General features: G+C 72.3%; 22 protein-coding genes, 1 pseudogene and 1 riboswitch. Of the genes and pseudogenes, 11 read left to right on the top strand and 12 right to left on the bottom strand.

From position 1 onward, the window contains the following. Window positions 1-163 precede the first annotated feature (163 nt). The 3 genes from ABT085_RS22325 (at window position 164) to ABT085_RS22315 (ending at window position 2034) form a co-directional block, all read left to right on the top strand. The gene (locus ABT085_RS22325; protein WP_502982777.1) at window positions 164-571 is read left to right on the top strand and encodes a thiol-disulfide oxidoreductase DCC family protein; all 408 of its coding nucleotides are present in this window, start codon (window positions 164-166) and stop codon (window positions 569-571) included. 11 nt (window positions 572-582) lie between these two features. Beyond that, complete coding sequence (locus ABT085_RS22320) at window positions 583-1335, top strand: TetR/AcrR family transcriptional regulator (RefSeq protein WP_351610517.1); 753 nt, start codon at window positions 583-585, stop codon at window positions 1333-1335. Between the two features lie 90 nt (window positions 1336-1425). Further along, window positions 1426-2034, top strand: coding sequence for a Uma2 family endonuclease (locus tag ABT085_RS22315; RefSeq protein WP_351610514.1), 609 nt, complete (start codon window positions 1426-1428; stop codon window positions 2032-2034). On the opposite strand, the gene ABT085_RS22310 is transcribed toward ABT085_RS22315, so the two are convergent. After that, the gene (locus ABT085_RS22310) at window positions 2027-4456 is read right to left on the bottom strand and encodes an MMPL family transporter (RefSeq protein WP_351610528.1); all 2430 of its coding nucleotides are present in this window, start codon (window positions 4454-4456) and stop codon (window positions 2027-2029) included. The two genes, ABT085_RS22315 and ABT085_RS22310, sit on opposite strands and share 8 nt — an antisense overlap. Window positions 4457-4631: 175 nt before the next feature. Here ABT085_RS22310 and ABT085_RS22305 point away from each other — a divergent pair, with 175 nt between their 5' ends. Together ABT085_RS22305 and ABT085_RS22300 are read left to right on the top strand one after the other, a co-directional pair. Further along, a complete protein-coding gene (locus ABT085_RS22305; protein WP_351610512.1) occupies window positions 4632-5324 on the top strand; it encodes a response regulator transcription factor in 693 nt (230 codons plus the stop codon). After that, on the top strand, window positions 5321-6934 hold the full coding sequence (locus ABT085_RS22300) for a sensor histidine kinase (RefSeq protein ID WP_351610509.1): 1614 nt from the start codon (window positions 5321-5323) through the stop codon (window positions 6932-6934). The genes ABT085_RS22305 and ABT085_RS22300 overlap by 4 nt, the downstream gene beginning before the upstream one ends. 77 nt (window positions 6935-7011) lie before the next feature. Here ABT085_RS22300 and ABT085_RS22295 read toward each other — a convergent pair whose 3' ends face one another. The 4 genes from ABT085_RS22295 to ABT085_RS22280 form a co-directional block, all read right to left on the bottom strand. Further along, window positions 7012-7416, bottom strand: a complete 405-nt coding sequence (locus ABT085_RS22295; RefSeq protein WP_351610507.1) for an ATP-binding protein — start codon at window positions 7414-7416, stop codon at window positions 7012-7014. Between the two features lie 110 nt (window positions 7417-7526). Continuing rightward, window positions 7527-9080, bottom strand: coding sequence for an ABC transporter substrate-binding protein (locus ABT085_RS22290; RefSeq protein ID WP_351610504.1), 1554 nt, complete (start codon window positions 9078-9080; stop codon window positions 7527-7529). Between the two features lie 331 nt (window positions 9081-9411). Next, window positions 9412-10746 (bottom strand): metallophosphoesterase, encoded by a 1335-nt coding sequence (locus ABT085_RS22285; protein ID WP_351610501.1) that lies wholly within the window; start codon window positions 10744-10746, stop codon window positions 9412-9414. A gap of 21 nt (window positions 10747-10767) precedes the next feature. Continuing rightward, window positions 10768-11007, bottom strand: a complete 240-nt coding sequence (locus ABT085_RS22280) for an SCO4848 family membrane protein (RefSeq protein ID WP_351610498.1) — start codon at window positions 11005-11007, stop codon at window positions 10768-10770. Between the two features lie 91 nt (window positions 11008-11098). Between ABT085_RS22280 and ABT085_RS22275 the strand changes: the two genes are divergently transcribed. Then, the gene (locus ABT085_RS22275) at window positions 11099-12415 is read left to right on the top strand and encodes a D-alanyl-D-alanine carboxypeptidase family protein (RefSeq protein ID WP_351610495.1); all 1317 of its coding nucleotides are present in this window, start codon (window positions 11099-11101) and stop codon (window positions 12413-12415) included. On the opposite strand, the gene ABT085_RS22270 is transcribed toward ABT085_RS22275, so the two are convergent. The 3 genes from ABT085_RS22270 to trpS form a co-directional block, all read right to left on the bottom strand. Further along, the gene (locus ABT085_RS22270) at window positions 12369-13286 is read right to left on the bottom strand and encodes a YihY/virulence factor BrkB family protein (protein ID WP_351610492.1); all 918 of its coding nucleotides are present in this window, start codon (window positions 13284-13286) and stop codon (window positions 12369-12371) included. The two genes, ABT085_RS22275 and ABT085_RS22270, sit on opposite strands and share 47 nt — an antisense overlap. A gap of 202 nt (window positions 13287-13488) precedes the next feature. Then, complete coding sequence (locus ABT085_RS22265; RefSeq protein ID WP_351610490.1) at window positions 13489-14085, bottom strand: 2'-5' RNA ligase family protein; 597 nt, start codon at window positions 14083-14085, stop codon at window positions 13489-13491. Between the two features lie 168 nt (window positions 14086-14253). Continuing rightward, complete coding sequence (gene trpS / locus ABT085_RS22260) at window positions 14254-15267, bottom strand: tryptophan--tRNA ligase (protein ID WP_351610487.1); 1014 nt, start codon at window positions 15265-15267, stop codon at window positions 14254-14256. Between the two features lie 266 nt (window positions 15268-15533). On the opposite strand from trpS, the gene ABT085_RS22255 reads away from it, so the two are divergent. Then, entirely contained in the window at window positions 15534-16163 is a 630-nt protein-coding gene (locus tag ABT085_RS22255) for a hypothetical protein (RefSeq protein WP_351610484.1), read from the top strand. A 29-nt stretch (window positions 16164-16192) separates the two neighbouring features. On the opposite strand, the gene ABT085_RS22250 is transcribed toward ABT085_RS22255, so the two are convergent. Next, a complete protein-coding gene (locus tag ABT085_RS22250) occupies window positions 16193-17647 on the bottom strand; it encodes a glycine hydroxymethyltransferase (RefSeq protein WP_351610481.1) in 1455 nt (484 codons plus the stop codon). 42 nt (window positions 17648-17689) lie between these two features. Next, a riboswitch (ZMP/ZTP riboswitch) is annotated at window positions 17690-17778 on the bottom strand. A 92-nt stretch (window positions 17779-17870) separates the two neighbouring features. On the opposite strand from ABT085_RS22250, the gene rocD reads away from it, so the two are divergent. Continuing rightward, entirely contained in the window at window positions 17871-19088 is a 1218-nt protein-coding gene (gene rocD, locus ABT085_RS22245; protein WP_502982776.1) for an ornithine--oxo-acid transaminase, read from the top strand. Window positions 19089-19132: 44 nt separating this feature from the next. Here the strand turns inward: rocD and ABT085_RS22240 are convergent, their stop codons facing one another. Then, window positions 19133-20335: a glutathionylspermidine synthase family protein gene (locus tag ABT085_RS22240; RefSeq protein ID WP_351610479.1), complete on the bottom strand. Its 1203-nt coding sequence runs from the start codon at window positions 20333-20335 to the stop codon at window positions 19133-19135. 13 nt (window positions 20336-20348) lie between these two features. Continuing rightward, window positions 20349-20741, bottom strand: a complete 393-nt coding sequence (locus ABT085_RS22235) for a hypothetical protein (RefSeq protein ID WP_351610477.1) — start codon at window positions 20739-20741, stop codon at window positions 20349-20351. A gap of 118 nt (window positions 20742-20859) precedes the next feature. Here ABT085_RS22235 and ABT085_RS22230 point away from each other — a divergent pair, with 118 nt between their 5' ends. Further along, a complete protein-coding gene (locus tag ABT085_RS22230; RefSeq protein ID WP_351610523.1) occupies window positions 20860-21723 on the top strand; it encodes a hypothetical protein in 864 nt (287 codons plus the stop codon). On the opposite strand, the gene pdxR is transcribed toward ABT085_RS22230, so the two are convergent. Beyond that, a complete protein-coding gene (pdxR, locus tag ABT085_RS22225; protein ID WP_351610474.1) occupies window positions 21707-23122 on the bottom strand; it encodes a MocR-like pyridoxine biosynthesis transcription factor PdxR in 1416 nt (471 codons plus the stop codon). The genes ABT085_RS22230 and pdxR overlap by 17 nt on opposite strands. A 47-nt stretch (window positions 23123-23169) precedes the next feature. On the opposite strand from pdxR, the gene ABT085_RS22220 reads away from it, so the two are divergent. Both ABT085_RS22220 and ABT085_RS22215 read left to right on the top strand, forming a co-directional pair. Next, entirely contained in the window at window positions 23170-23718 is a 549-nt protein-coding gene (locus ABT085_RS22220; protein WP_351610471.1) for a carboxymuconolactone decarboxylase family protein, read from the top strand. Between the two features lie 40 nt (window positions 23719-23758). Beyond that, window positions 23759-23880, top strand: a pseudogene (locus tag ABT085_RS22215) (isocitrate lyase/phosphoenolpyruvate mutase family protein); the annotation flags it as partial.

Here is a 23880-nt window from a genome sequence, read left to right as displayed (position 1 = left end):
ACTAACAACCCCAACACCGCGGTTGTCTTGTCCTTGGGGCCCGCCCCCGCCCCCCCCCCCCGCGCGGGGGGGGGGCGGGGTCCGTCGGCCCCCCCGCGGGCGGGGCGCGGCGGCGCCGCCCCCCCCCCCCCGGCTCACCGTGCTGTACGACGCCGAGTGCGCCATGTGCTCCTTCGTACGCGACTGGCTCGTACGGCAGCGCCAGTTGGTGCCGCTGGACCTGGTACCCGCCGCCTCGGCGGAGGCCAGGCGGCGCTTCCCGGGACTCGACCACCGCGCCACTCTCGACGTGGTCACCGTCGTCGGCGACGGCGGGCAGGTCTACCGGGGCAGCGCCGCCTGGATCGTGACCCTGTGGGCGCTGCGCGAACACCGGCCGCTCGCCCACCGGCTGAACACCCCCACCGGGGCCCGGCTGGCCAAGGGCGCGGTCCTCGCCGCCGCCCGCTGGCGCGGGAGCCGGCGGGGCGGGGGCGCGTACGGGCGCGGGGACGGCTGGACCTACCACCCCTCCCGGGGGTGGACCTACACCGGTCCCGGCTGCGAAGACGGCTCCTGCCGAACCGTTTAGGCTCTCCTACCGTGCCTGCGAACAACGAGAGCCCCGGCGACGGCGACACGCCCAGCAAGTCCGAGCAGACCCGCGCGCTGATCCTGGAGACGGCGATGCGGCTGTTCCAGGAGCGCGGCTACGACAAGACGACCATGCGGGCCATCGCCCAGGAGGCCGGGGTCTCCGTCGGCAACGCGTACTACTACTTCTCCGGCAAGGAGCACCTGATCCAGGGCTTCTACGACCGCCTCGCCGCCGAGCACCGGGAGGCGGTCCGGGAGATCTTGGACCGGGAGACGAGTCTGGAGGCGCGGCTCGCCGGGGTGCTGCGGACCTGGCTGGACGTCGCCACGCCGTACCACGAGTTCGCGGTGCAGTTCTTCAAGAACGCCGCCGACCCCGACAGCCCGCTCAGCCCCTTCTCCCCGGAGTCGGAGCACGCGCGCGTGGAGGCCATCGGCGTCCACCGGGAGGTGCTCGCGGGGGCGAAGACCAAGGTGGCCCCCGAACTGCGGGACGTGCTGCCGGAGCTGATGTGGCTCTCGCAGATGGGGCTCGTCCTGTACTGGATCTTCGACCGGACGGAAGGGCGCGAGCGCAGCTACCGCCTCGCCGAGCGCGGCGCCCGCCTCACCGGACGCGGCGTCGCACTGGCCCGCTTCCGGGTACTGCGGCCGCTGGTGCTGGAGGTCCACGAGCTGTTCACGGACTTCCTGCCGGGAATGACGAAGGCGCTCCCCGATCCAGCGGCGCGCAAGGGGCGGGGAGCCGAGGCGGAGTGATCGCTTTCGGGTGAAGCGGTTCGAAGGGGACACCGGGGGTCCCGGCTGCCTACGATGAGGCTCTCGACACCAGCCCACGGGAGGCACGCGATGTCCGCAGCATCCGTCGAGCGGCCCCATGGAGACCGTCCGCTGATCGCGGAGGCCAATCGGCTCATGGACCGCAATCCGGGCTACCGCGTCGAGATCATCGGAGGCCAGATCCTCGTGTCCCCGCCGCCCGACGGCCCGCACGCCGTAGCCCTGACCGACCTCATGGTCCCTTTCCTCTCCGCAGGACTGCACGGCACCGACACCCGGGTCGTCCAGGGCATCGGCCTCTGGCTGCCGACCGGCACCGAGGACTACGCGATCCTCGACCTGTCCCTGGTCGACGCCGACTTCCGGGACCATCTCGTCGAGAACAACTGCTACGACCCGGTCTGCTTCCGCCTGGTCCTGGAGGTCACCTCGAGCAACTGGAAGACCGACCTACGCCACAAGGTCAAGGCCTACGCCGGCGCCAAGATCCCGGTCTACGTGATCGTCGACCGCAAGCACCAGCGCCTCCACGTCCTGACCGACCCCGCCGGGGACGACTACGAGAACCACCGCCCGTACTCCCCCGGCGAAGTCGCCACTCTGCCCGCGGCCATCGGCGCCGAGGTCACTCTCGACGTCGACGCGATCCTCAAGGCGGGTTGTTCGGAAGCTAGTTGACCGCGTCCACCTCCCCCTCGGCCAGCTCCACGTCGTACACCAGCGGTCCGTCCGCCACCGTCACCTGCCGGACCTGGGGGCCGTACGGTCCCGCCGTCACCGTCAGCAGATAGGCGCCCGGCCCCGGTACCGACACGATGTACGAGCCGTCGGCCAGGGAGGTCACCCGGTCCAGCCGGCGGCCGTCCTCGGACAGCAGCGTCACGCTCGCACCCTCGGCCGGCTCGTCGTCCGCCGTACGGACGAAGCCGTGGACCACCGTGGCGGGGCCCTCGTCCCCGGTGTCCGGGCGGGGCGGGTCCGACGGGGTCTCCTTCGGCTCCACCGCGAGATGCGGCAGCCGCTTGTCCAGCCAGGCCGGCAGCCACCAGTTGGAGGCGCCCAGCAGGTGCATCGCGGCCGGCACCAGCGCCGTACGCAGGACGAACGCGTCCAGCGCCACCGCGGCCGCCAGGCCGACGCCCGCCACCGCCGCGCCCGAGTCACCGCTCAGGACGAACGCCAGGAACACACAGACCATGATCAGGGCCGCGCTGTTGATGACCCGGCTGGTCTCCGCCAGGCCCACCCGGACCGCGCGGGCGTTGTCGCGGGTGTGCACCCACTCCTCGTGCATCCGGCTGACCAGGAACACCTGGTAGTCCATGGACAGTCCGAAGAGCAGGGACAGCATGATGACCGGCAGGAAGGCGTTGATCGGCCCCTCCTTGCCGAGGCCGAGCAGGCCCAGGCCCCAGCCCCACTGGAAGATCGCGACCAGCACGCCGAAGGAGGCCGCCGCGGCGATCAGGTTCATCACCGCGGCCGTCAGCGGCACCATCAGGGAGCGGAAGGCGACCAGGAGCAGCAGGAAGCTCAGGCCGATGATGGTGACGACGAAGAGCGGCAGCCGGTCGCCGGTGACGGACGCGAAGTCCTTGGAGACCGCGGTGACCCCGCCGACGTGCGCGCTCACGCCCGAGCGCGGGATGACCTCGTCGCGCAGGGTGTCGATGAGGTCGTCGGTCTCCTTGGACTGTGGCGAGGTGGTGGGCACGACCTGGATGACGGTGACGCCCTGCGCGGGCGGCAGCGCGGCCACCCGGGCCACCCCGTCGGTCGCCTCGATGCCCTTGACGAGCGCGGTCGTGGCGCCGTCGGACGTGACCACCTGGAGCGGGCCGTTGAAGCCGGGGCCGAAGCCCTCGGCGAGCAGGTCGTACGCCTGCCTGGTGGTCGTCGTGGTGTCGTCGTTGCCCTGGTCGGTGGCGCCCAGCCGCAACGACAGCACGGGCACGGCGAGTACGGCCATGACGGCCACGGCGACCACCGCGACCAGGCGCGGACGTCGCTGCACGCTTGCCGACCAGCGCGCCGCGAGCCCGCTCGCCCGCTCCGGCTCGGGACCCTCGGCGGCCAGCCTGCGCCGCTGCCTGCGGCTGAGGACCCGCGGACCGAGCAGACCGAGCAGGGCGGGCAGCAGGGTGGTGGCCGCGAACACGCTCAGCACCACGGTGAGGGAGGTGCCGATGACCACGCCGTCCAGGAAGCGCAGGTTCGTCACCAGCATCCCGGCCAGCGCGATGCACACCGTGCCGCCCGCGAACAGCACCGCCCGGCCCGAGGTGTTCAGGGCGGTGACCGCCGCCTCCTCCGGGTCGACGCCGCGCAGCAGGCCGCGCCGGTGCCGGGTGACGATGAACAGGGCGTAGTCGATGCCGACGCCGAGGCCGATCAGCGAGGAGAGCAGCGGGGCCAGGTCGGGGATGGCGGTGACGTGGCTGAGCAGCTGGGTCGAGAACAGGCCCGTGCCGACGCCGAAGATCGCCACGCCGATCGGCAGGGACATCGCGGCGAGTGAGCCGAAGGCGAGGAACAGCACGACCGCCGCGGCCGCGAGGCCGACCATCTCGGCCAGGCCCGTGGGCGGTTCCTGCGCGCGCTGGATGGCCTGGCCGCCGAGCTCGACCTGGAGCCCCCTGGCGTGGGTCCCGACGCTCCGCGCGGTGTCGACGACGTCCTGGACGAGTTCCTTCGGGACGGCGTTGGCCCGCTCGGTGAAGGTGATCTGGGCGTAGGCGATGCGCCCGTCGCCGCTGATCTGCGCCGCGCCGCGCGGGGAGTAGGGGTCGACCACCTCCCCGACGCCGTCCATCTTCGCGATCTTCGTCAGCGCGGGCTCGATCAGGTCCCGTACGTCCTGGTCCCGGACCGTCCCCCGGTGGAGGTCGTCGACCTTCCACACCACCGTGTCGGTGTCGCCCGCGCGCTCGGGAAAGGCCTTCTCCATCAGGTCGTAGGCCTTCGTGGAGTCCGTGTTCGGCAGGGCGAAGACGTTCGCGTAGTCCGTGCCCGCCGTCGAGGCCGAGAAGCCCAGCCCGAACAGCGCCCCCACCCACAGCAACAGGACCACGAGCCGGTGCCGGTAGCACCACCGTGCCAATGCCGCCACGTTCACATCTCCTTGTTCGATGACCGGCCGGTCGACCGGTCCCCCCGGGCCAGGGCAACAGCATCGGCGGCGCCGGGCGCGCAGGGACACGGCTCACGCACGACTCTCAAGGAACTCCAAAGCGGCAACCGGCCCGGCGCCGGGCCCGCGCACCGATACTGGGGGCATGTCGACCGCCCCCGGCACCGTGCTGGTCGTGGAGGACGAGCCGAGCATCGCGGACGTCCTCACCATCGCGCTGCGCTACCACCGCTTCGAGGTGATGACCGCGGGCACGGTCCGCGAGGCGCTCGCCCTCGCCGAGCGCACCCGGCCCGACGTCGCGCTGCTCGACGTCATGCTGCCGGACGGCGACGGCCGCGCCCTGGGCCGTGAACTGCGCCTGCTGCAACCACAGTTGGCGCTGGTGTTCCTGACCGCGCGGGACTCCCCCGCCGAGATCGTCGGCGCGCTCGGCTTCGGCGACGACTACATCACCAAGCCGTTCAACATCGACGAGGTGATCGCCCGGATCACCGCGGTGCTGCGCCGCACCCGGCCCGCCGACGTCCTGCCGCAGCGGCCCCCGCTGCGCCACGGCGACCTGGAACTGGACGAGACGACGTACTCGGTGCACCGCGCCGGGCGCACGGTCGAGCTCACCCCCACCGAGTACGCGCTGCTGCGCTTCCTGGTGCGCAACGGCGGACAGATCGTGCCCAAGGAGCAACTCCTGCGCCACGTCTGGCAGTACGAGCACACCCCGCCGGAGTCGACGGTCGTCGAGACCTACATCAGCTATCTGCGCCGCAAGCTGCACATCCCGGGAGAAGCGCCGGTGATCACCACCCGGCGGGGCGTCGGATACGGGCTGGCATGAGACTCCCGGCACTCCCGCCGCGCCCCGCGCTCGCGCGGTCCCGCCGCGCCCGGGGCACGCACTCGCTGCGCGTCAAGCTGACCCTGGCCAACGTGGGGCTGCTCGCCCTGGGCATCATCGCCGCCACCGCCGTCAGCATCATGGGCATGCAGCACTACCTGCTCGGCCAGATCGACTCCCAGCTGACCAAGACCCGGGACTCGCTGTCCGGTTCGCATCTGACGCTCCGGCAGATCGACTCGTTCGCCGCGCTGGGCCTCATCCGTGAGCACATCACCACCGAGCGGGCCGAGGACCGTCCGGCGCCGGACACCGTCTTCGTCGCCGTGGACGGCGAGACGGGCACCGCCGTCGCGATCCTCGGGGTCGCCCCGACCGACACCCAGCGCGGACTGGCCGACGCGGTCGGCGACCCGCGCCGGCTCGTCGGCGACGCCGAACCCCGGGACGTGACGGTGGACGGCACCCCGTACCGGGCCACCGCGATCCGGCTGTCCGACGGCACGGACATCCTGCTGGCCATCTCGACGGACGTCCTGCACAAGGGCATCGCAAAGGCGCTCAAGCTGGACCTCGCCGTCGGCACCCTGCTGCTGGCGCTGCTCGCCTGCCTCACCCTGTTCAGCGTGCGCCGCAGGATGCTGCCGCTGGAGGACATGGTGGAGACCTCGTCGGCGATAGCCGAGGGGGACCTGACCCGGCGGATACCCTCCCGGCACCAGCCGACGCACGAGGTCGAACAGCTGCGGCTGGCCCTCAACGCCATGCTCCACCAGGTGGAGTCGGCCTATCGCACGCGCGAGCGCACGGCGGCGCAGCTGCGCCGGTTCGTCGCCGACGCCTCGCACGAGCTGCGCACCCCGCTGTCCGCGATCCGCGGCTACCTCCAGCTGTACGACCGGGGGATGCTGCGCGAGCCCGCCGAACGCAAGCGGGCCTGGGACCGGATGATGGCGGAGGCCGACCGCATGGGGCATCTGGTGGACGAGCTGCTCCTGCTCGCCCGGCTCGACCAGCAGCCCGAACTGCGGCTGCGCAACGTCGACGTCAGCGCCCTGGTGCGGGACGCGGCCCAGGACCTGCGGGCGCAGCAGCCCGGACGGCCCGTCTCGGTCGGCGCCGACGGCGCGCTCCTGGTGCACGCCGACGAGTCGGGGCTGCGCCAGGTGCTCGGCAACCTGGTGGCCAACGTGCGCACCCACACCCCGCCGGACGTGCCGGTGCGGCTCGGGGTGGAACGCTCGGACGGTGTCGTACGGCTGTGTGTGGCGGACGAGGGCCCCGGACTGGCGGCGGAGGACGCGTCGCGCGTCTTCGACCGCTTCTTCCGGGCCGGCGGCGGCGCGGGCAGCGGTCTGGGCCTGGCGATCGTGCAGGGCGTGGTACGGGCGCACGGCGGCGATGTCGCGGTGCGCACGGCGCCCGGCGCGGGCCTCGCGGTGACGGTGACGCTGCCCGCGGCCCGTGGCACGGCCGTGCAGACCGTCCCCGGCTCCGGCTCCGGCTCCGGCTCCGGCTCCGTCCCCGGCTCCGTCCCCGGCTCCAGCTCCGGCTCCAGCTCCGGCTCCGGCTCCGGCTCCGGCTCCGGCTCCGGCTCCGGCTCCGGCTGAGGCTGAGGCTCCGGCTGAGGCTGAGGCTGGGGCTGGGGCTGGGGCTGGGGGCGGTGTGCCCCGGTTCCGTGCGGAGTTCAGGCTTCGGGGGCCAGGACCAGAGCCCAGACCGTCTTGCCGTGCCGGCCCCGGCCCCACACCCCCCAGGCCGCGGCGACCCGCTCCACGAGATGCAGGCCCCGTCCGGCCTCCGCGTACTCCCCGACCACCCGCAGCCGAGGCTGCACCCGGCCCTCGTCGGACACCTCGATGAGACAGGAGCCGTCGGCCAGCGCGGTCACCGCCACCTCGAACTCCCGCTCCTGCAAAGGCCCGTGGCGTACGACGTTGGTGGCGAGCTCGGACACCAGCAGGACCGCGTCGTCGAGCGCCGGTTCACCGGGCGAGTGCCCCCAGTCGGACAGATGGTCCCGCACCCGGCGCCGGGCCAGCCCGACGGACGCCGGGTGCCGGGGCAGCCGGAAGGAGTTGCGTCTCATCACGTCTGCTCCCCGTCCCGCGCACAGCTTCGCCACAGAGTGCCGCCCGGGGGTGACTGCCCGCCGGGACCCCGGTCCAAGCAGGGTCCCCGGATCCGGGCCGGGCGCGATGGTCAGATCCAGGTCAGCCGCCGGAGCCGGAACATGCCGTTGCCGTCCGAGAGGTACTGGCCGCCGCCGACGTCCTCGGTGCTGACGACGTACTCCTTGCGCTGCCACAACGGGATCAGCGGTACGTCCGCGGCGACGTCCGCCTGGAGCGCCCGGAAGTCGTCGCCGACCCGGTTGCGTTCGGCGGTCTGCCGGGTGGCGAGGATCAGTTCGTCGACGCGGCTGTTGCGGTAGCCGGTTTTCATGGTGCTGCCGGTGCCGACGAGCGGGGCGGCGAAGGTTTCCGGGTCGGGGTAGTCGGCGACCCAGCCGACCGCGTACGCGTCGAGCCTGTCGCCGGCCCACCGCCTCTGGAAGTCGGTCCACTCGTATCCCTCGACCGTCACCTGGAACAGCCCGTCGGCCTCCAGCCGGCGCTTGAGCTCCGCGGCCTCCTCGGCGGCGGCGCCGCTGCCCAGGGCGTAGCCGTAGGTCAGGCGGACCGGGGTGCTCACCCCGGCCTCGGCCAGCAGCTGCCCCGCCCGCGCCGGATCCGGCCCGGGGTAGGCGTCGAAGAACGGCGTGCTGTGACCGGTGATACCGGCCGGGATCAGCGAGTACAGCGGTTCGACGGTGTCCGCGTACACGGTCGCGGCCAGCCGGTCCCGGTCGACGAGCCAGGCCAGGGCGCGGCGGACGCGGGGGTCGTGCAGCGGGGAGCCGGCGCGGGTGTCGAAGTACAGGTTGCGGGTCTCCGAACCGGCCGTCTCGAAGACCCGCCGGTCGGGGTCGCTCGCGGAGAGTCCGGCGAGGAACCGGGGCGGCAGCTGCCGCCCCGCGACCTGGACCCGGTGGCTGTTCCAGGCGTTCTGCAGCGCCCCGGCGTTCTTGTAGTAGCGCAGCTCGACGGGCTGCCCGATGCCCAGGGCGCCCCGGTACCGCTCGTTGGGCGCGAGGACCGCCGTACGGCCCTTCGTGTACGACGTCAGGGTGTACGGCCCGCTGCCGTCGACGCCGGAGCGGGTGCGCAGGGCGTCCCCCGGATAGCGCGTGCTGTCGACGATCGAGCCGGCGCCGGTGGCCAGCTTGAACGGAAAAGTGGCGTCGGACGCCGACAGATGGAAGGTGACGGTCGAGCCCTGGGCGTCCACCGAGGCGAGGGTGGAGAACAGGGACGCCGGCCCGACAGGTGAATTGATCTTCTTGATCCGCTCGAAGGAGAACTTCACGTCCTCGGCGGTCATCACCCGGCCGCTGGGGAATGTGACGTCCTTGCGCAGCCTGCACTGATAGGTGTGTAAGCCGCCGTCCGGGAAGGAACAGCTCTCGGCCGCGTCCGGCACGGGGTCGCTGCCCCCGGGCTCGAAGGTGAGTAACGACTGGAAGACATTGCTGTACAACGCCCAGGATCCGGCGTCGTAGGCACCGGCCGGGTCGAGCGAGGTGACGTCGTCCGTCGTGCCGACCGTGATGGTGCCGTCCTTGCCGCTCTCCGCCGGCAGCAGCTGCCGGCCGCCGGCCGCGACCGCCGCCAGCACGAGCAGCGTCGTCAGAATTCTCCCGCGAACGGATCGCACGGTGCCCTCCCCAGGCGCCCCAGCGCAATGCCGCTCCCCTCGGGACCTGCCCGGCAAGTCCTGGCGGCGCCGTCACCCAACCACAGGCGATTCCGGTGGGGAAAGGGAATTCAGGTGAGATTCCGGTGACCGGAGAAAGAACATGCAGGCGGATATTCAGGAACGGTTCCACAGGAATCCCACAAGGCGCTGATGAGGACCCGGAATCCACAGCACAAAAGAGTTCCCGACCGAATTCCGATCATTCTCGATCCGGCTCTTCTTGATCCGGTCATTCTCGATCCGGCCCCTCTTGATCGGGTCGGGTCCGATCCGGTCGGGTCCGATCCGGTCAAGCCTGCTTCGACGCCAATTCGATCACGGTGATGTCCGAGGGCGCGCCCACCCGGGTCGGCGGCCCCCAGGCGCCCGCACCCCGGGAGACGTACAGCTGGGTGTCGCCGTAGCGCTCCAGGCCCGCCACCGTCGGATTGGCCGCCGCCGCGATGAAGTTGCCGGGCCACAGCTGACCGCCGTGGGTGTGGCCGGAGAGCTGGAGGTCGACGCCGTGCTCGACCGCCTGGTGGATCTGGACCGGCTGGTGGGCCATGAGCACGCACGCGCGTGCCGGGTCGCGGTCGTCGAGCGCCTTGGCGAAGTCGGGCCCCTGGCCCTCGCTCTCGCCGCGCAGGTCGTTGACACCGGCGACGTCGAAGTACGGCATCTCGGTACGGGCGTTCTCCAGGGGGTGCAGGCCCAGACGGCGGACCTCCGCCACCCACTGGGCGGCGCCGGAGAAGTACTCGTGGTTGCCGGTGACGAAGAACGACCCGTGCCGGGCCCTCAGTTGCGCGAGCGGTGCCGCGGCCGGACCCAGGTCCTTGACGCTGCCGTCGACCAGGTCGCCGACGACCGCGATCAGGTCGGGCTGAGTCGCGTTGATCGTGTCGACGACCTTCTGGGCGAAACCGCGGCCGAGGACCGGGCCGAGGTGGATGTCGCTGACCACCGCGATCCGGTAACCGTGGGCGGCGCGCGGGAGTTTGGCCAGCGGGACGGTGACCCGCTTGACCCGCGGGCCGCGCAGGACGCCGTAGGTGCCGTAACCGACCGTGCCGACGGCGGCCGCGGCAGCGGTGCCGGCGACGACACGGGAGACGAAGAGCCGACGGGAGGGCCCGGCGGACGGCCGGGCCGACTCGGGGGATCCCGCGGGGTCGGCGGGGCCGTCGGATTCGGCGGCGGCCGCGGGGTCGGCGGGTGTCGCGAGGGACGGGGAATCCGGGAGTCCGGCCTGCCGCATGCCGGTCTGCGGCACGGTCGCCGGTACGGTCTCGGGCCGCGGTACGGCCACGGCGGCGGCCGCCCGCCGGTCGAGGAAGCGGCGCAGCAGGGGGCGTACGGCCTCGCCGGCCAGCACCGCGAGCAGCAGGTAGATCGACAGGGCCAGCCACAGGAAGCCCGGCCAGGCCAGCGTCCGCTGGAGCCAGAAGGGGGCCCCGGCGCGCTCGGCGACGAGGGCGCCGAGCGCCAGCACCCAGCCGCCCGCGATGACGAGGGCACCCGCGCGGCGCGCGCGTCCGGGGCCACGGGTCGTGTCGCGGAACAGCCGTTGCCACAGGTAGCGGTTGGCCGCCACCAGCACGCCCAGGACCGTCAGGGCGAGCAGCGCGAAGACGATGACCACGGTGCGTATCCCCTGTGTCCGTTACGACGTGCCGCGCAGTGCGCGCAGTCCGCGCAACCCGATGAGTCCGATGACCGTCCCCCATACGAAGGAGGCGACGGCGAGCGCCAGATGCACCCAGAAGTACGCGGTGGGATGCCCGTCGTCGAACGCGAGCCCGCTTGTGTCCTTGAACAGGTTCTTTACGAAAGTGACCCAGATGACCAGACTCCACACCCCGAAGGCGAGCAGGAACCAGGAGACCGGGCGGCTGAGCTTCATGCGTTCAGTATCGCCGCCCGGTGTCCGGTTCCGTGACCGGGGTGGGGTGGCTGCTGGGACTTCGCGGGGTGGGGCATGTACGTTCTCGATCGTGCCCGCACTTCATACGACCGTCCGGCGATCCCTGTTGGTCATTCCGGCGACCTGTCTGTCCCTCGCGCTGACCGCGCCCGCCTCTTTCGCGACCCCGAGTCCGTCGACCAGCCCGTCGACCAGCCCGTCGACGAGCCCGTCGACGAGCCCGTCGGCGAGTCCGTCGGCCACTCCCCCGGCGAACATGTCGCGCGTGGGCGGTGAGCGGCTCGGCCGGGCGGGGGCGCAGGCCGATCTGGGCGCCGGTGCACCCGTACTGCCGAAGGACCTGACCGCGCGCTCCTGGATCGTCGCCGACGCCGAGTCCGGCGAGGTGCTCGCCGCGGCCAACGCCCACTGGCGGCTGCCCCCGGCGAGCACGCTGAAGATGCTGTTCGCCGACACCCTGCTGCCGAAGTTCCCCAGCAGCGAGAAGCACAAGGTCACCACCGCCGACCTGGCGGGCATCGGGTCCGGCTCCAGCATGGTGGGGATAAAGGAGGAGGAGACCTACACGGTCCACGACCTGTGGCTCGGTGTCTTCCTGCGCTCCGGGAACGACGCGGTGCACGTGCTGTCGGCCATGAACCACGGCGTGGACAGGACCGTCGCGGAGATGAACGCGCATGCCGAGGAACTCCAGGCCCTCGACACGCATGTGGTGACGCCGGACGGCTACGACGCCCCGGGGCAGGTCTCCTCCGCCTACGACCTCACCCTGTTCGCCCGCTCGGGACTTCAGAAGAAGGACTTCCGCGAGTACTGCTCGACCGTGCGGGCCGAGTTCCCCGGCAAGACGTCGAAGAACGACAAGGGCAAGACGGTCCGCGAGACCTTCGAGATCGAGAACACCAACCGGCTGCTGAGCGGCGACAGCGACCTCTCGGTCTACCAGGGCATCGCGGGCGTCAAGAACGGCAACACCACCAACGCGGGCGCCACCTTCACCGCCGTCGCCGAGCGAGGCGGCCGGGTACTGCTCGTCACGGTCATGAACCCGGGCAAGGAAGAGCACAACGAGGTCTACAAGGAGGCCGCGAAGCTGCTGGACTGGGGCTTCAACGCAGCGGGCAAGGTACGGCCGGTGGGTGAGCTGGTGGCGCCGAAGGGTGCCGCGCAGTCCGTCGTCCAGCCGGGCGCCACCGCACCCGACGGGGACAACCCCGGCGGCGTCGCGGGGTCCGGGAAGCCGGTGGCCTCGGCGCCCTCCGGCGGCTCCGGCGGAATGGGGATCGCGCTCGCGATCAGCGGCGGGCTGCTGGTGCTCCTGGCGGCCGGCGCGTTCCTGGTCAACCGCCGCTGGCCGCTGCCGGATCTGATGCGCCGCCGTCGCTGACCCCGCCGCCCCCGGCCTCGACGCCCTTGCCCTGCGTCGCCGTCCATGCGGCGCAGTACAGCAGCAGCTTCGCGGTGAAGTTGATCCACAGCAGCAGGGCGACGGGCACACCGAACGCCCCGTACATGCTCTTGGTGGCCACGCCCTGCATGTAGCCGCTCAGCAGCAGCTTCAGCAGCTCGAAGCCGACCGCGCCGAGCAGCGCGGCCACCAGGAGCCGGCGGCGCTGCGGTTCGACGCCCGGCAGCAGGGTGAGGAGATAGAGCAGCAGCAGGAAGTCGGCGAGCGCGGAGACGGCGAACGCGGCGACCCGCAGCAGGACGCTGCCCCAGCCGTGCTCGTCGAGCCCGACGCTCCGGGCGCCCCACCCGACGGCGGAGGAGGCGAGGGTGGACGTGCCGAGCGTGATCATCAGTGCGCCGCCGAGACCGACGAGGACACCGGCGTCCTTGGCCTTGCGCAGGAAGGGGTTCTCGTCGCTGTCGGGCAGCTCCCAGACCGCGCGCAGGCAGTCGCGCATCTGGCCGACCCAGCCGATGCCGGTGACCAGCAGCACGGCGGCGGCGATGAGACCGACGGTGCCGGCGTTCTGGATCAGCGCGTCGAGGTCCAACTGGTCGGAGATGCCGGGCACTTGCTCGGCGATCTTGTCCTCGATGGCCTTCTGCCGTGCGGGACTGAGGGTGGCGGCGGCGATCGCGGCACCCACCGTCAGCAGTGGGAAGAGCGCGATGAAGCTGATGAAGGTCATCGCGGCGGCCAGTCTGGTCCACTTCACCCGGTCCAGACGTTCGTACGAGCGCCACGCGTGCGTGGCCATCAGGCGCGTGGCCGGCGGCCCGATCCAGGGGAGCTTCTTCAGCCAGTCCATGATCCGCCCCTGCCCGTCTCGCCGCCGTCGTGCCCGTGTCCGTGTCCGTGGCCCTCGCGAGGGAACACCGATGCGGGCCCTCGTGAAGAAACACCGATGTCCTCGTACCCCGTAAACACGGGATCGTGACCGGCGCCACGCCGACGAGCGTCCGATCGGCCTGCAGCGGGCGGGGTTCCGGCGGCGGCCGGACGGACAGGCCCTAGCGGGCCGGGAGGGTTCCGTGTTCCACGTGGGTGTTCTGTTCCACGTGGCTGCTCTGCGACGGCACCATCGAGCCGCCGAAGGGGAACTCCCGCAGTTTGCGCCACACCCCGTCGGGGCCCTGCTCGTACAGGGCGAAGCCGGTGCACAGCCAGTCGGCCTCGTAGTCGGCGAGCTCGCCGAAGGCGCGGTCCATGGCGGCGTCGTCGATGCCGTGCGCGACCGTGACATGGGGGTGGTACGGGAACTGGAGCTCGCGGGCCACCGGCCCCGAGGCGGCCCGGATCTGCTGCTGGAGCCAGGCGCAGGACTCGGCGCCCGCCACGATCCGCATGTACACCACGGGCGACAGGGGCCGGAAGGTGCCCGTGCCGGACAGCCGCAGCGGGAAGGACCGGCCGATGCCCGCGACCTCGACGAGGTGGGCCTCGACCGCGGGGACCAGGGCGCCCTCGATCTCGGTCGGGGGCAGCAGGGTGATGTGCGTGGGGATGGCGTGGGCAGCGGCGTCGCCGAAGCCCGCGCGCAGCTCCTGGAGGGCGCTGCCGTGAGGCTCCGGGACCGCGATCGACACTCCGATCGTTACGGTCCCCACGTCATCTCCTGTCGTCGTGTCGGATGTGCTCGGCGTGTGCCGGTGGTGTGCCGGGTTTGTTCTCAGCCGTCCGGCTTCGACTGTACGGGCACGACCGCCGTCTGGGCAGGCGCAGCCGAAGTGATGTGCAGCGCTCTGCTCGTTCGTGCGGGTGTGCGGTGGTGCGCCTCAGTGCTTGGCGGGCAGGAAGCCGACCTTGTCGTACGCCTGGGAGAGGGTCTCCGCGGCGACCGCGCGCGCCTTCTCCGCACCCTTGGCCAGGACCGAGTCGAGCGTCTCGGGGTCCTCCAGGTACTGCTGGGTGCGCTCCCGGAACGGCGTCACGAACTCGACCATGACCTCGGCGAGGTCCGTCTTGAGCGCGCCGTACATCTTGCCCTCGTACGCCTGCTCGAGCTCGGCGATCGGCCTGCCGGTGAGGGTGGAGTAGATGGTCAGGAGGTTGCTGACGCCCGGCTTGTGCTCGACGTCGTAGCGGATCACGGTGTCCGTGTCGGTGACCGCGCTCTTGACCTTCTTCGCCGTGGCCTTGGGGTCGTCGAGGAGGTTGATGAGGCCCTTCGGCGTGGACGCCGACTTGCTCATCTTGATCGACGGGTCCTGGAGGTCGTAGATCTTCGCCGTCTCCCGGAGGATGTACGGCTTCGGGATGGTGAAGGTCTCGCCGAAACGGCCGTTGAAGCGCTCGGCGAGGTCGCGGGTCAGCTCGATGTGCTGGCGCTGGTCCTCGCCGACCGGGACCTCGTGGGCCTGGTAGAGCAGGATGTCGGCGACCTGGAGGACGGGGTACGTGAACAGGCCGACGGACGCCCGGTCGGCGCCCTGCTTGGCGGACTTGTCCTTGAACTGGGTCATCCGGGAGGCCTCGCCGAAGCCGGTGAGGCAGTTCATGATCCAGGCGAGCTGGGCGTGCTCGGGGACGTGACTCTGCACGAAGAGCGTGCAGCGCTCCGGGTCGAGGCCGGCCGCGAGGAGTTGCGCGGCCGCCAGGCGGGTGTTCGCGCGCAGCTCGGCGGGGTCCTGCGGGACCGTGATCGCGTGCAGGTCGACGACCATGTAGAACGCGTCGTGGGACTCCTGGAGCGCCACCCACTGGCGGACGGCGCCGAGGTAGTTGCCGAGGTGGAACGAGCCTGCGGTGGGCTGGATTCCGGAGAGCACGCGAGGTCGGTCAGAGGCCATGTTCATCATTCTCTCAGGTCTTGTGGTGCGGTCCGGAACAGGTGGGGAACTGATGGAGGAACGGGCCTGTCAGGGGAGTTGCGGAGCCCGTGTCGTCCGAGGGTCTCGCGGGGCCCGGAGGGCAGGGAGGGGCAGGGATGGGATCCCGAGGCGGACGGGGCGACCGTGGGAGCGGACGTCGCGGCGGGTGCCGAAGCGGACGTCGGGGCGGGCGTGCCGCGTCGCGGGGCGGGTCCGCCGCGCTGCTGCTGGCGGCGCTGTGCGAGATGGCCCTGTGCGGCGCGCCCGCGGCCGCGGCGCTCACGCCGACGCCGGACCGCGACGTACCCGACCTGGCCCTGATCGTCGCGAACCATACGGGACGGACGCGGACCCTGCGCTCGGGACAGCCCGGCTTCGACGGCCTGTGGCAGCTGCTGCAACCGATGCGCACGGAGACCGAGCGGGTGGCGGACGCCTGGGAGGAGGGCCGGTATCCGTCGGTGCGGATCACCGTGGTCTGGGGGCTCACGGGTGTCGGAGGCTGGCCGCAGACGCACCGGGCGCCGGGCGCCGACGTGGCCATGGAGCGGGAGGACCAGCTGTTCCTGGCCGCGGACGGCACCCCGTGGGTGCGCTCGGATCTGTCGCCGGACGTGGAGGACGACGACATCCGCTGGCACCGGCTCTCGCGCCGGGTCTACGACCAGGTGGACCGGACGGGGCTGCTCGGTGCGGCCGGGGACGGGCCGGACGCAGGCCCGTCCGGCGCGGCCGACTGGCCGGAGCGGGCCGGCTGGGCGGTGGCGGGCCTGGCCGCCGGTGTCGGCGGCACGCTGCTGACGCGCCGCGCGGCGGCCCGGCGCGAGGCCGGACCGCCGCGGGAGGAACCCCGGCAGGAATTGATCGATCTGTAGTCCGCGCCGCCGTGGTCCGGGCGCCCGGGTCAGGCGCCGAGGTCGATCTCGGGGTACAGCGGGAAGCCCGCGACCAGGTCGGTGGCACGGCGGGAGATCTCGTCCGCGATCTTGGGGTCGAGGACGTGCTGGGCCTTGGAGGGGGCGCCCTTGGCGGTGGTACCGGCCTCGGTGGTGGTCAGGACGCGGTCGATGAGCCCGGCGACCTCGTCCATCTCGGCGGTACCCAGGCCGCGGGTGGTCAGGGCGGGGGTGCCGATGCGGACGCCGGAGGTGTACCAGGCGCCGTTGGGGTCGGCGGGGATGGCGTTGCGGTTGGTGACGATGCCGGACTCGAGCAGGGCGGCCTCGGCCTGGCGGCCGGTGAGGCCGTAGGAGGAGGCGACGTCGATCAGGTTGAGGTGGTTGTCGGTGCCGCCGGTGACCAGGGTCGCACCCCGCTTCATCAGGCCCTCGGCCAGCGCGCGGGAGTTGTCGACGATGCGCTGGGCGTAGTCCTGGAAGGCGGGCTGCCGGGCCTCGGCCAGGGCGACCGCCTTGGCGGCCATGACGTGCGGGAGCGGGCCGCCGAGGACCATCGGGCAGCCGCGGTCGACCTGGTCCTTGAGGGAGTCGTCGCACAGGACCATGCCGCCGCGCGGGCCGCGCAGCGACTTGTGGGTGGTGGTGGTGACGATCTGGGCGTGCGGGACCGGGTCGAAGTCGCCGGTGAGGACCTTGCCCGCGACCAGGCCCGCGAAGTGGGCCATGTCGACCATGAGCGTGGCACCGACCTCGTCGGCGATCTCACGCATGATCCGGAAGTTCACCAGCCGGGGGTACGCGGAGTAGCCGGCGACGATGATCAGCGGCTTGAACTCGCGGGCCTGGGCGCGCAGGGCGTCGTAGTCGATGAGGCCGGTGGCCGGGTCGGTGCCGTAGGAGCGCTGGTCGAACATCTTTCCGGAGATGTTCGGCCGGAAACCGTGGGTGAGGTGGCCGCCCGCGTCCAGGGACATGCCGAGCATGCGCTGGTTGCCGAAGGCCTGGCGCAGTTCGGCCCAGTCGGCCTCGGAGAGGTCGTTGACCTGGCGGGCGCCGGTCTTCGCCAGGAAGGGGACCTCGACGCGGTCGGCGAGGACGGCCCAGAAGGCGACGAGGTTGGCGTCGATGCCGGAGTGCGGCTGGACGTAGGCGTGGCGGGCGCCGAACAGCTCGCGGGCGTGCTCGGCGGCGAGGGACTCGACGGTGTCGACGTTGCGGCAGCCGGCGTAGAAGCGGCGGCCGACGGTGCCCTCGGCGTACTTGTCGCTGAACCAGTTGCCCATGGCCAGCAGGGTGGCCGGCGAGGCGTAGTTCTCGGACGCGATCAGCTTGAGCATCTCGCGCTGGTCGGCGACCTCCTGGCCGATGGCGTCGGCGACGCGGGGCTCGACGGCTCGGATCACGTCGAGGGCGGCGCGGAAGGCGGTGGACTCGGTGGAGAGGGGCTGCTGCTCGGTCATGTCGGCCTCCGGGTGGCGTGGCATCGAAGCGGTCACGGTTCACGGCACGGCCCAGGCGCACGGCACTGGTCACTACCGGGCCGCTCCCCGATGGTTCGTCCCATCCCAGCGCGCCAGTCACGGCCCGTGGGAGAGCCTACCGGGCGTGTCGTGGCGCATGGTCCCGCGTCCGTCATGCGAGCGACCATAGGAAGGGGGCCCGTCCCACGTTCTGGAGGGCACCGTGACCGACCCCGTGACCGCCACAGAATCCCTGGTCCGAGCGGCCGAGGAGCACAGCGCGCACAACTACCACCCGCTGCCGGTGGTCGTCGCCACCGCCGACGGCGCATGGATGACCGACATCGAGGGGCGTCGGTATCTGGACCTGCTGGCCGGCTATTCGGCGCTCAATTTCGGGCACGGCAACCGGCGGCTGATCGAGGCGGCGAAAGCCCAGCTGGACCGGGTGACGCTGACGTCCCGGGCGTTCCACCACGACCGCTTCGCGGCGTTCTGCGCCGCGCTCGCCGAGCTGTGCGGGATGGAGATGGTGCTGCCGATGAACACGGGCGTGGAGGCGGTCGAGACGGCCGTGAAGACCGCCCGGAAGTGGGGGTACCGGGTCAAGGGCGTGCCCTCGGAGATGGCGAAGATCGTGGTCGCGGGCAACAACTTCCACGGCCGGACGACGACGGTGATCAGCTTCTCGACCGATCCGGAGGCACGGGCGGACTTCGGGCCGTACACGCCGGGTTTCGAGATCGTGCCGTACGGCGACCTCACGGCGCTGCGGTCGGCGCTGACCGAGAACACGGTGGCCGTGCTGCTGGAGCCGATCCAGGGCGAGGCGGGGGTGCTGGTGCCGCCGGCCGGGTATCTGCCGGCGGTGCGGGAGCTGACCCGGGAGCGGAACGTGCTGTTCGTCGCCGACGAGATCCAGTCGGGCCTCGGCCGGACCGGACGTACGTTCGCCTGTGAGCACGAGGGCGTGGTGCCCGACGTGTATGTGCTGGGCAAGGCCCTGGGCGGCGGGATCGTGCCGGTGTCGGCGGTGGTGTCGAGCGCCGCGGTGCTGGGGGTGTTCCGGCCCGGGGAGCACGGGTCGACGTTCGGCGGGAACCCGCTGGCCTGCGCGGTGGCCCTGGAGGTGATCGCGATGCTGCGGTCGGGCGAGTACCAGGCCAGGGCCGCCGAGCTGGGCGCGCACCTGCACCGGGAGCTGGCCGCGCTGACCGCCGGCGGGCGGGCGACGGCGGTGCGCGGGCGCGGGCTGTGGGCGGGCGTCGACATCGCACCGGCGTACGGGACGGCCCGGGAGGTCTCCGAGAAGCTGATGGACCGCGGGGTGCTGGTGAAGGACGCCCACGGCGCGACCATCCGGATCGCACCCCCGCTGGTGATCGCGAAGGAGGACCTGGACTGGGGGCTGGACCAGTTGCGGGCGGTACTGGGCGGGTGAGCGGGCGGCGGCCCGCCCGCCCGTGCGGTCGGTCCGGCGGGCCGCTACAGGATCACGTGGGGCAGGAAGCGGGCGTACTCGTCGGTGATCGGGCCGGCGGACTCCCGGATCCCGAGACCGGCCGGCTCGTCCCCGACCACCCAGGCGCCGAGGACGACGTGGTTGCCGTCAAAGACGGGCAGCTCCGCCAGTGCCTGATAGCAGCAGGGTTCGTCGCCGGGTGCCGGGGCGGCGGGGCCGGGAGCGGTGGAGCCGGGCTCGTGGATCGTCACCCCGGCGCCTTCGCGGCCGAGCAGGGGCTTGGCCACGTAGCCGGTGTTGGCCGCCAGGTCGCGGGGGCCGTCGAGGTAGGCGGGGAGCAGGTTGGGGTGCCCCGGGTACAGCTCCCAGAGGATCGCCAGCAGCGCCTTGTTGCTGAGCAGCATCTTCCAGGCGGGCTCGATCCAGAGGGTGGAACCGGTGCCGCCGCCGTTGTCCAGGGTGTCGAGGACATGGCGGGCGAAGGCGTCGGTGGTGAGCCACTCCCACGGGTAGAGCTTGAAGATGCTGCGGATGAAGCCGAGCTGCTGGTCCACGAAGCGGCCGGAGAGGCTGTCCCAGCCGATCTCCTCCATGGAGATCCACTCGGTGGCCAGGCCGGCCTGTTCGGCGGTCTCCTTCAGGTACGCGACCGTCATCAGGTCCTCGCCCAGCTCGTCGGCGGAGGAGTGCGCGAAGTGCAGGGGGCTGCCCGGCGGAAGCAGCCCGGCCTGCTTGCGCCAGCTGTCGACCAGCCGCTCGTGCAGGGAGTTCCACTGGTCGGCGCCGGGAAAACGTTCCTCCATCCAGAACCACTGGGGTGAGGCGGCCTCGACCAGGGAGGTGGGTGTGTCGGCGTTGTACTCCAGCAGCTTGGCCGGGCCGGTGCCGTCGTACCGGAGGTCGAAGCGGCCGTACAGGGAGGGCAGTTCGGCGCGCCGGTGCCAGGCCTCGGTCACGGCCGCGGCGACCCGCGGGTCGGTGATGCCGAGGTCGGCGAGACGGTCCTGCGCCACGATGTGCCCGGCCGCGGCGAGGCACATGCGGTGCAGTTCCTCGACGGTCTCCTCCAGCGCCTCGACCTCGTCCAGGGTGAACGCGTAGTAGGCGCTCTCGTCCCAGTAGGGGCGCAGCGAGCCGTCGGGGTGGCGGGTGAGGGGGTAGACGAGTCCCTGGCCCTCGACGGTCTGCTGCCAGCCGGGGCGGGGGGTGATCGTTCGGCGTTCCATGTCGGGATACCGGTCAGCCGCCGGAGCTGCCGTGGCCGCCGCCGCCGAAGCCGCCGCGGTGGACCCCGCTCTTGTGGCTGTCGTCGTCCGAGGAGCCGCCCGAAACCGAGCCGGAGCCGGAGCTCTTGCGCGGCTTGGTGAAGGAGCCCCCGGTGACCCAGGACTTCTTCTCGTTGCCGCCGTAGTACCAGGCGCCGTTCACGGAGGTCTTGGACGTCTTGGAAGGCGTGGTGGACTTGCAGTACTTGTCGGAGACGACCTGGTAGCCCTTGCCGAGCCGGTAGCTGTTCCGGTCGACACAGCGCTGGTCCGGGGCGGAGGAGCAGGCGGTCAGGGCGGTGGCGAGAAGGCCCATGCCGCCGAGGATCACCGTGCCGGAGCGTAGTTGTCTGCGTGTGTCTGCCATGTTCGTGTCCCCCGTCGGTCGGTGATGTCCGGCGGCCATCCTAGGGACAGGCGCGCCGGGCCCGGCAGGGGGTCCGGCGGTCTCCTGCTCCCCTGGGGTCGCTTTCGTGCTGTTCGGGATGGTGTGCGCATTAGGTGCCGCGGTGTGTTTCGGTACCGCGACGGTTCTCCAGGCGATGGCCGCGCGGGAGGCGGGCGCGGCCGGGGGCGGCGGGGATGCCGCGCTGCTGCTGCGGGCGCTGCGGCAGTGGCGGTATCTGGCCGGACTCGCGCTGGACGGGCTGGGGTTCCTGTTCCAGATCGCGGCGCTGCGTTCGCTGCCGATCTACGCGGTGAGCGCCGCACTGGCCGCGAGTCTCGCGGTGACGGCGGTGGTGGCGGCGCGTCTGCTGAAGGTGCGGCTGAGCGGGGTGGAGTGGGCCGCGGTCGCGGTGGTGTGCCTGGGGCTGGCGATGCTGGGACTGGCGTCCGGGACGGAAGGGGCCGAGAACGGGCCGGGGGCGCTGAGGTACGCGATGGTGGCCACGGCCCTGGCGGTGCTGTTGCTGGGCCTGCTCGGCGGACGGCTGCACGGGCGGACCCGGGCCCTGGTGCTCGGACTGGGCGCGGGCTTCGGCTTCGGGGTGGTCGAGGTGTCGGTCCGGCTGATCGACTCGTTGCGGCCGGCCGACCTGCTGACCGACCCGGCCGCGTACGCGCTGCTGCTCGGCGGAGGTGCCGCGTTCCTGCTGCTGACCTCGGCGCTGCAACGCGGTTCGGTGACGACGGCGACGGCCGGCATGGTGATCGGCGAGACGATCGGTCCGGCGGCGGTGGGCGTGATCTGGCTCGGCGACCGCACCCGGGAGGGGCTGACCTGGCTGGCGGCGCTGGGATTCGCGGTGGCGGTGGCGGGCGCGCTGGCGCTGGCGCGGTTCGGGGAGGCACCGCAGGAGACGGCGGCGCAAGTGCCGACGGCGCCGCCCCCTACGGCAACGCCCTGAGCAGTGCCTCCAGCGTGCCGGCCCACGCGTGGTCCGAGGGCGTGCCGTAGCCGACCACCAGGGCGTCGAGCGGCTCCACGGTGGCCAGTTCATGGCGGAAGCGGGACAGGCCCTGGACGGCCAGCCCCTGCCAGGCGGCCGCCCTGACCACCGACTGCTCGGTTCCGGGCGGCAGCCGTACGACGGCGTGCAGACCGGCGGCGATACCGGTGACGCGGATGGCCGGCGCGCGGTCGGCGAGGGCCGCGACCAGGGCGTCCCGGCGGCGGCGGTACCGCTGGCGGACGGCGCGCACATGGCGGTCGTAGGCGCCGGAGGTGATGAACTCGGCGAAGGTCAGCTGGTCCAGCACTCCGGTGGCGGAGCCCGCCCCCGCCACCTCCGACGGGTCCAGGGACGGCGGCAGCACCAGCCAGCCCAGGCGCAGGCCGGGGGCGAGGGACTTGCTGGCCGTGCCGAGGTAGACCACGTGCTCGGGGTCCAGGTCCTGGAGGGCGCCGACGGGCTGACGGTCGTAGCGGAACTCGCCGTCGTAGTCGTCCTCCAGGATCAGACCGCCGGTGCGGCGGGCCCAGTCCACCACGGTGGCCCGGCGCTCGGGGCGCAGCGCGACGCCCATCGGGAACTGGTGGGCGGGGGTCAGCAGCATCGCCCGTACGCCGGTCGGGTCCCCCGGGCGGGTGCCGCGTTCGTCGAAGGGCAGCGGGACGGTACGCAGGCCGGTGCGCTCGACGAGGTCGCGGTGCTCGTCGAGGCTGTACGACTCCACGGCCAGGGTGCGCAGCCCGCGGGCGTGCAGCAGTTCGCCGAGCAGCCGCAGACCGTGGGTGAACCCGGCGCAGACGAGGATGCGCTCGGGGTCCGCGCGCACGCCCCGGGTCCGGGAGAGATAGCCGGCGAGCGCGGTGCGCAGTTGGGCGCTGCCGCGCGGGTCGCCGTAGCCGAGGGTGTCGTTCGGGGCGGCGGCCAGGGCGCGGCGGGCGGCCCTGAGCCACTCGGCGCGCGGGAAGGTCGCGAGGTCCGGATTGCCCGGGAGGAGGCTGTAGGCGGGCCGGCCGGGCGGTCGCCGCCGGGATGCGGGGGCCTCGGCCCGCCGGGGCAGCGCGTTCCCCCACTGTCCGAAAGACGTGGGAGGTACCCCCATGGCGACCCGGGTGCCGGAGCCCTGCCGGGCGGTCAGCCAGCCCTCGGCGACCAGGTCGGCGTAGGCGTCGGCGACGGTGTTGCGGGCGATGCCCAGGTCGGCGGCGAGGGTCCGGGAGGACGGCAGCCGGGTGCCCGCGGTCAGCCGTCCGCTGCGGACCGCCTCGCGCAGGGCGTCGGTCAGCCCTCGGCGCAGGCCCGGTCCGGACGGTTCCAGATGCAGGTCGATACCCAAAGTGGCCCAGGATTCAGCCATGGAAATGGACCATACCCGTGGGCTGCCCCGCGCCTAGGGTCGACATCATGAGTGCGAACGACAACCACACCGGCCACGACGACCACACCCCCGGCACGACCGGCGCCACGTCGGCCGACGAGTACGCCCCCGAGCACACCCCCCGGCTCGCCTGGGCCCAGCACGCGCCCGAGGTCTACAAGGCGATGGTCCGGCTGGACAGGGCCGCGCGGACCGGGCTCGACCCGCGGCTGGCCGAGCTGGTCAAGATCCGCGCCTCGCAGCTCAACCACTGCGCGTTCTGTCTCGACATGCACACCAAGGACGCGCTCGCGGCGGGCGAGAGCGTGGAGCGGATCATCCAGGTCGCCGCCTGGGAGGAGTCCCGGCACTTCTACACGCAGAAGGAGCTCGCGGCGCTGGAACTGACCGAGGCCGTCACCGTCCTCACCGACGGGTTCGTACCGGACGAGGTGTACGAGCGGGCCGCCAAGCAGTTCGACGAGGCCGAGCTGGCGCAGCTCATCGCCGCGATCACGGTCATCAACGCCTGGAACCGGTTCGCGGTGAGCACCCGGATGGTGCCCGGGCACTACACGCCGGGACAGCACGCGTGACCGCACCCACGGCCGCGGCGCCCGCCGCAAGCACGCGGCGGTGAGCAGGGCGGAGACCTTCCGCGCGCTGCACGACCGCGCCGCTCCGGGCGACCCGCTGGTGCTGCCCGGCCCGTGGGACGCGGCGAGCGCCCGGGTGGTCGGCGCCGGGTTCCCGGCGCC

The sequence above is a fragment of the Streptomyces sp. NPDC002265 genome, assembly GCF_040296125.1.
Classification (GTDB): Bacteria; Actinomycetota; Actinomycetes; order Streptomycetales; family Streptomycetaceae; genus Streptomyces.
Note: the sequence above shows the minus strand (reverse complement) of the source record. Positions and strands in the feature narration are given on the sequence as shown.

Coding starts and splice junctions, on each gene's coding strand:
- ABT085_RS22325 (WP_502982777.1), top strand. CDS start 164: ATGTGCTCCTTCGTACGCGACTGGCTCGTACGGCAGCGCCAGTTGGTG.
- ABT085_RS22315 (WP_351610514.1), top strand. CDS start 1,426: ATGTCCGCAGCATCCGTCGAGCGGCCCCATGGAGACCGTCCGCTGATC.
- ABT085_RS22305 (WP_351610512.1), top strand. CDS start 4,632: ATGTCGACCGCCCCCGGCACCGTGCTGGTCGTGGAGGACGAGCCGAGC.
- ABT085_RS22300 (WP_351610509.1), top strand. CDS start 5,321: ATGAGACTCCCGGCACTCCCGCCGCGCCCCGCGCTCGCGCGGTCCCGC.
- ABT085_RS22280 (WP_351610498.1), bottom strand. CDS start 11,007: ATGAAGCTCAGCCGCCCGGTCTCCTGGTTCCTGCTCGCCTTCGGGGTG.
- ABT085_RS22270 (WP_351610492.1), bottom strand. CDS start 13,286: ATGGACTGGCTGAAGAAGCTCCCCTGGATCGGGCCGCCGGCCACGCGC.
- trpS (WP_351610487.1), bottom strand. CDS start 15,267: ATGGCCTCTGACCGACCTCGCGTGCTCTCCGGAATCCAGCCCACCGCA.
- ABT085_RS22255 (WP_351610484.1), top strand. CDS start 15,534: ATGGCCCTGTGCGGCGCGCCCGCGGCCGCGGCGCTCACGCCGACGCCG.
- ABT085_RS22250 (WP_351610481.1), bottom strand. CDS start 17,647: ATGACCGAGCAGCAGCCCCTCTCCACCGAGTCCACCGCCTTCCGCGCC.
- ABT085_RS22240 (WP_351610479.1), bottom strand. CDS start 20,335: ATGGAACGCCGAACGATCACCCCCCGCCCCGGCTGGCAGCAGACCGTC.
- ABT085_RS22235 (WP_351610477.1), bottom strand. CDS start 20,741: ATGGCAGACACACGCAGACAACTACGCTCCGGCACGGTGATCCTCGGC.
- ABT085_RS22230 (WP_351610523.1), top strand. CDS start 20,860: ATGGTGTGCGCATTAGGTGCCGCGGTGTGTTTCGGTACCGCGACGGTT.
- pdxR (WP_351610474.1), bottom strand. CDS start 23,122: ATGGCTGAATCCTGGGCCACTTTGGGTATCGACCTGCATCTGGAACCG.
- ABT085_RS22220 (WP_351610471.1), top strand. CDS start 23,170: ATGAGTGCGAACGACAACCACACCGGCCACGACGACCACACCCCCGGC.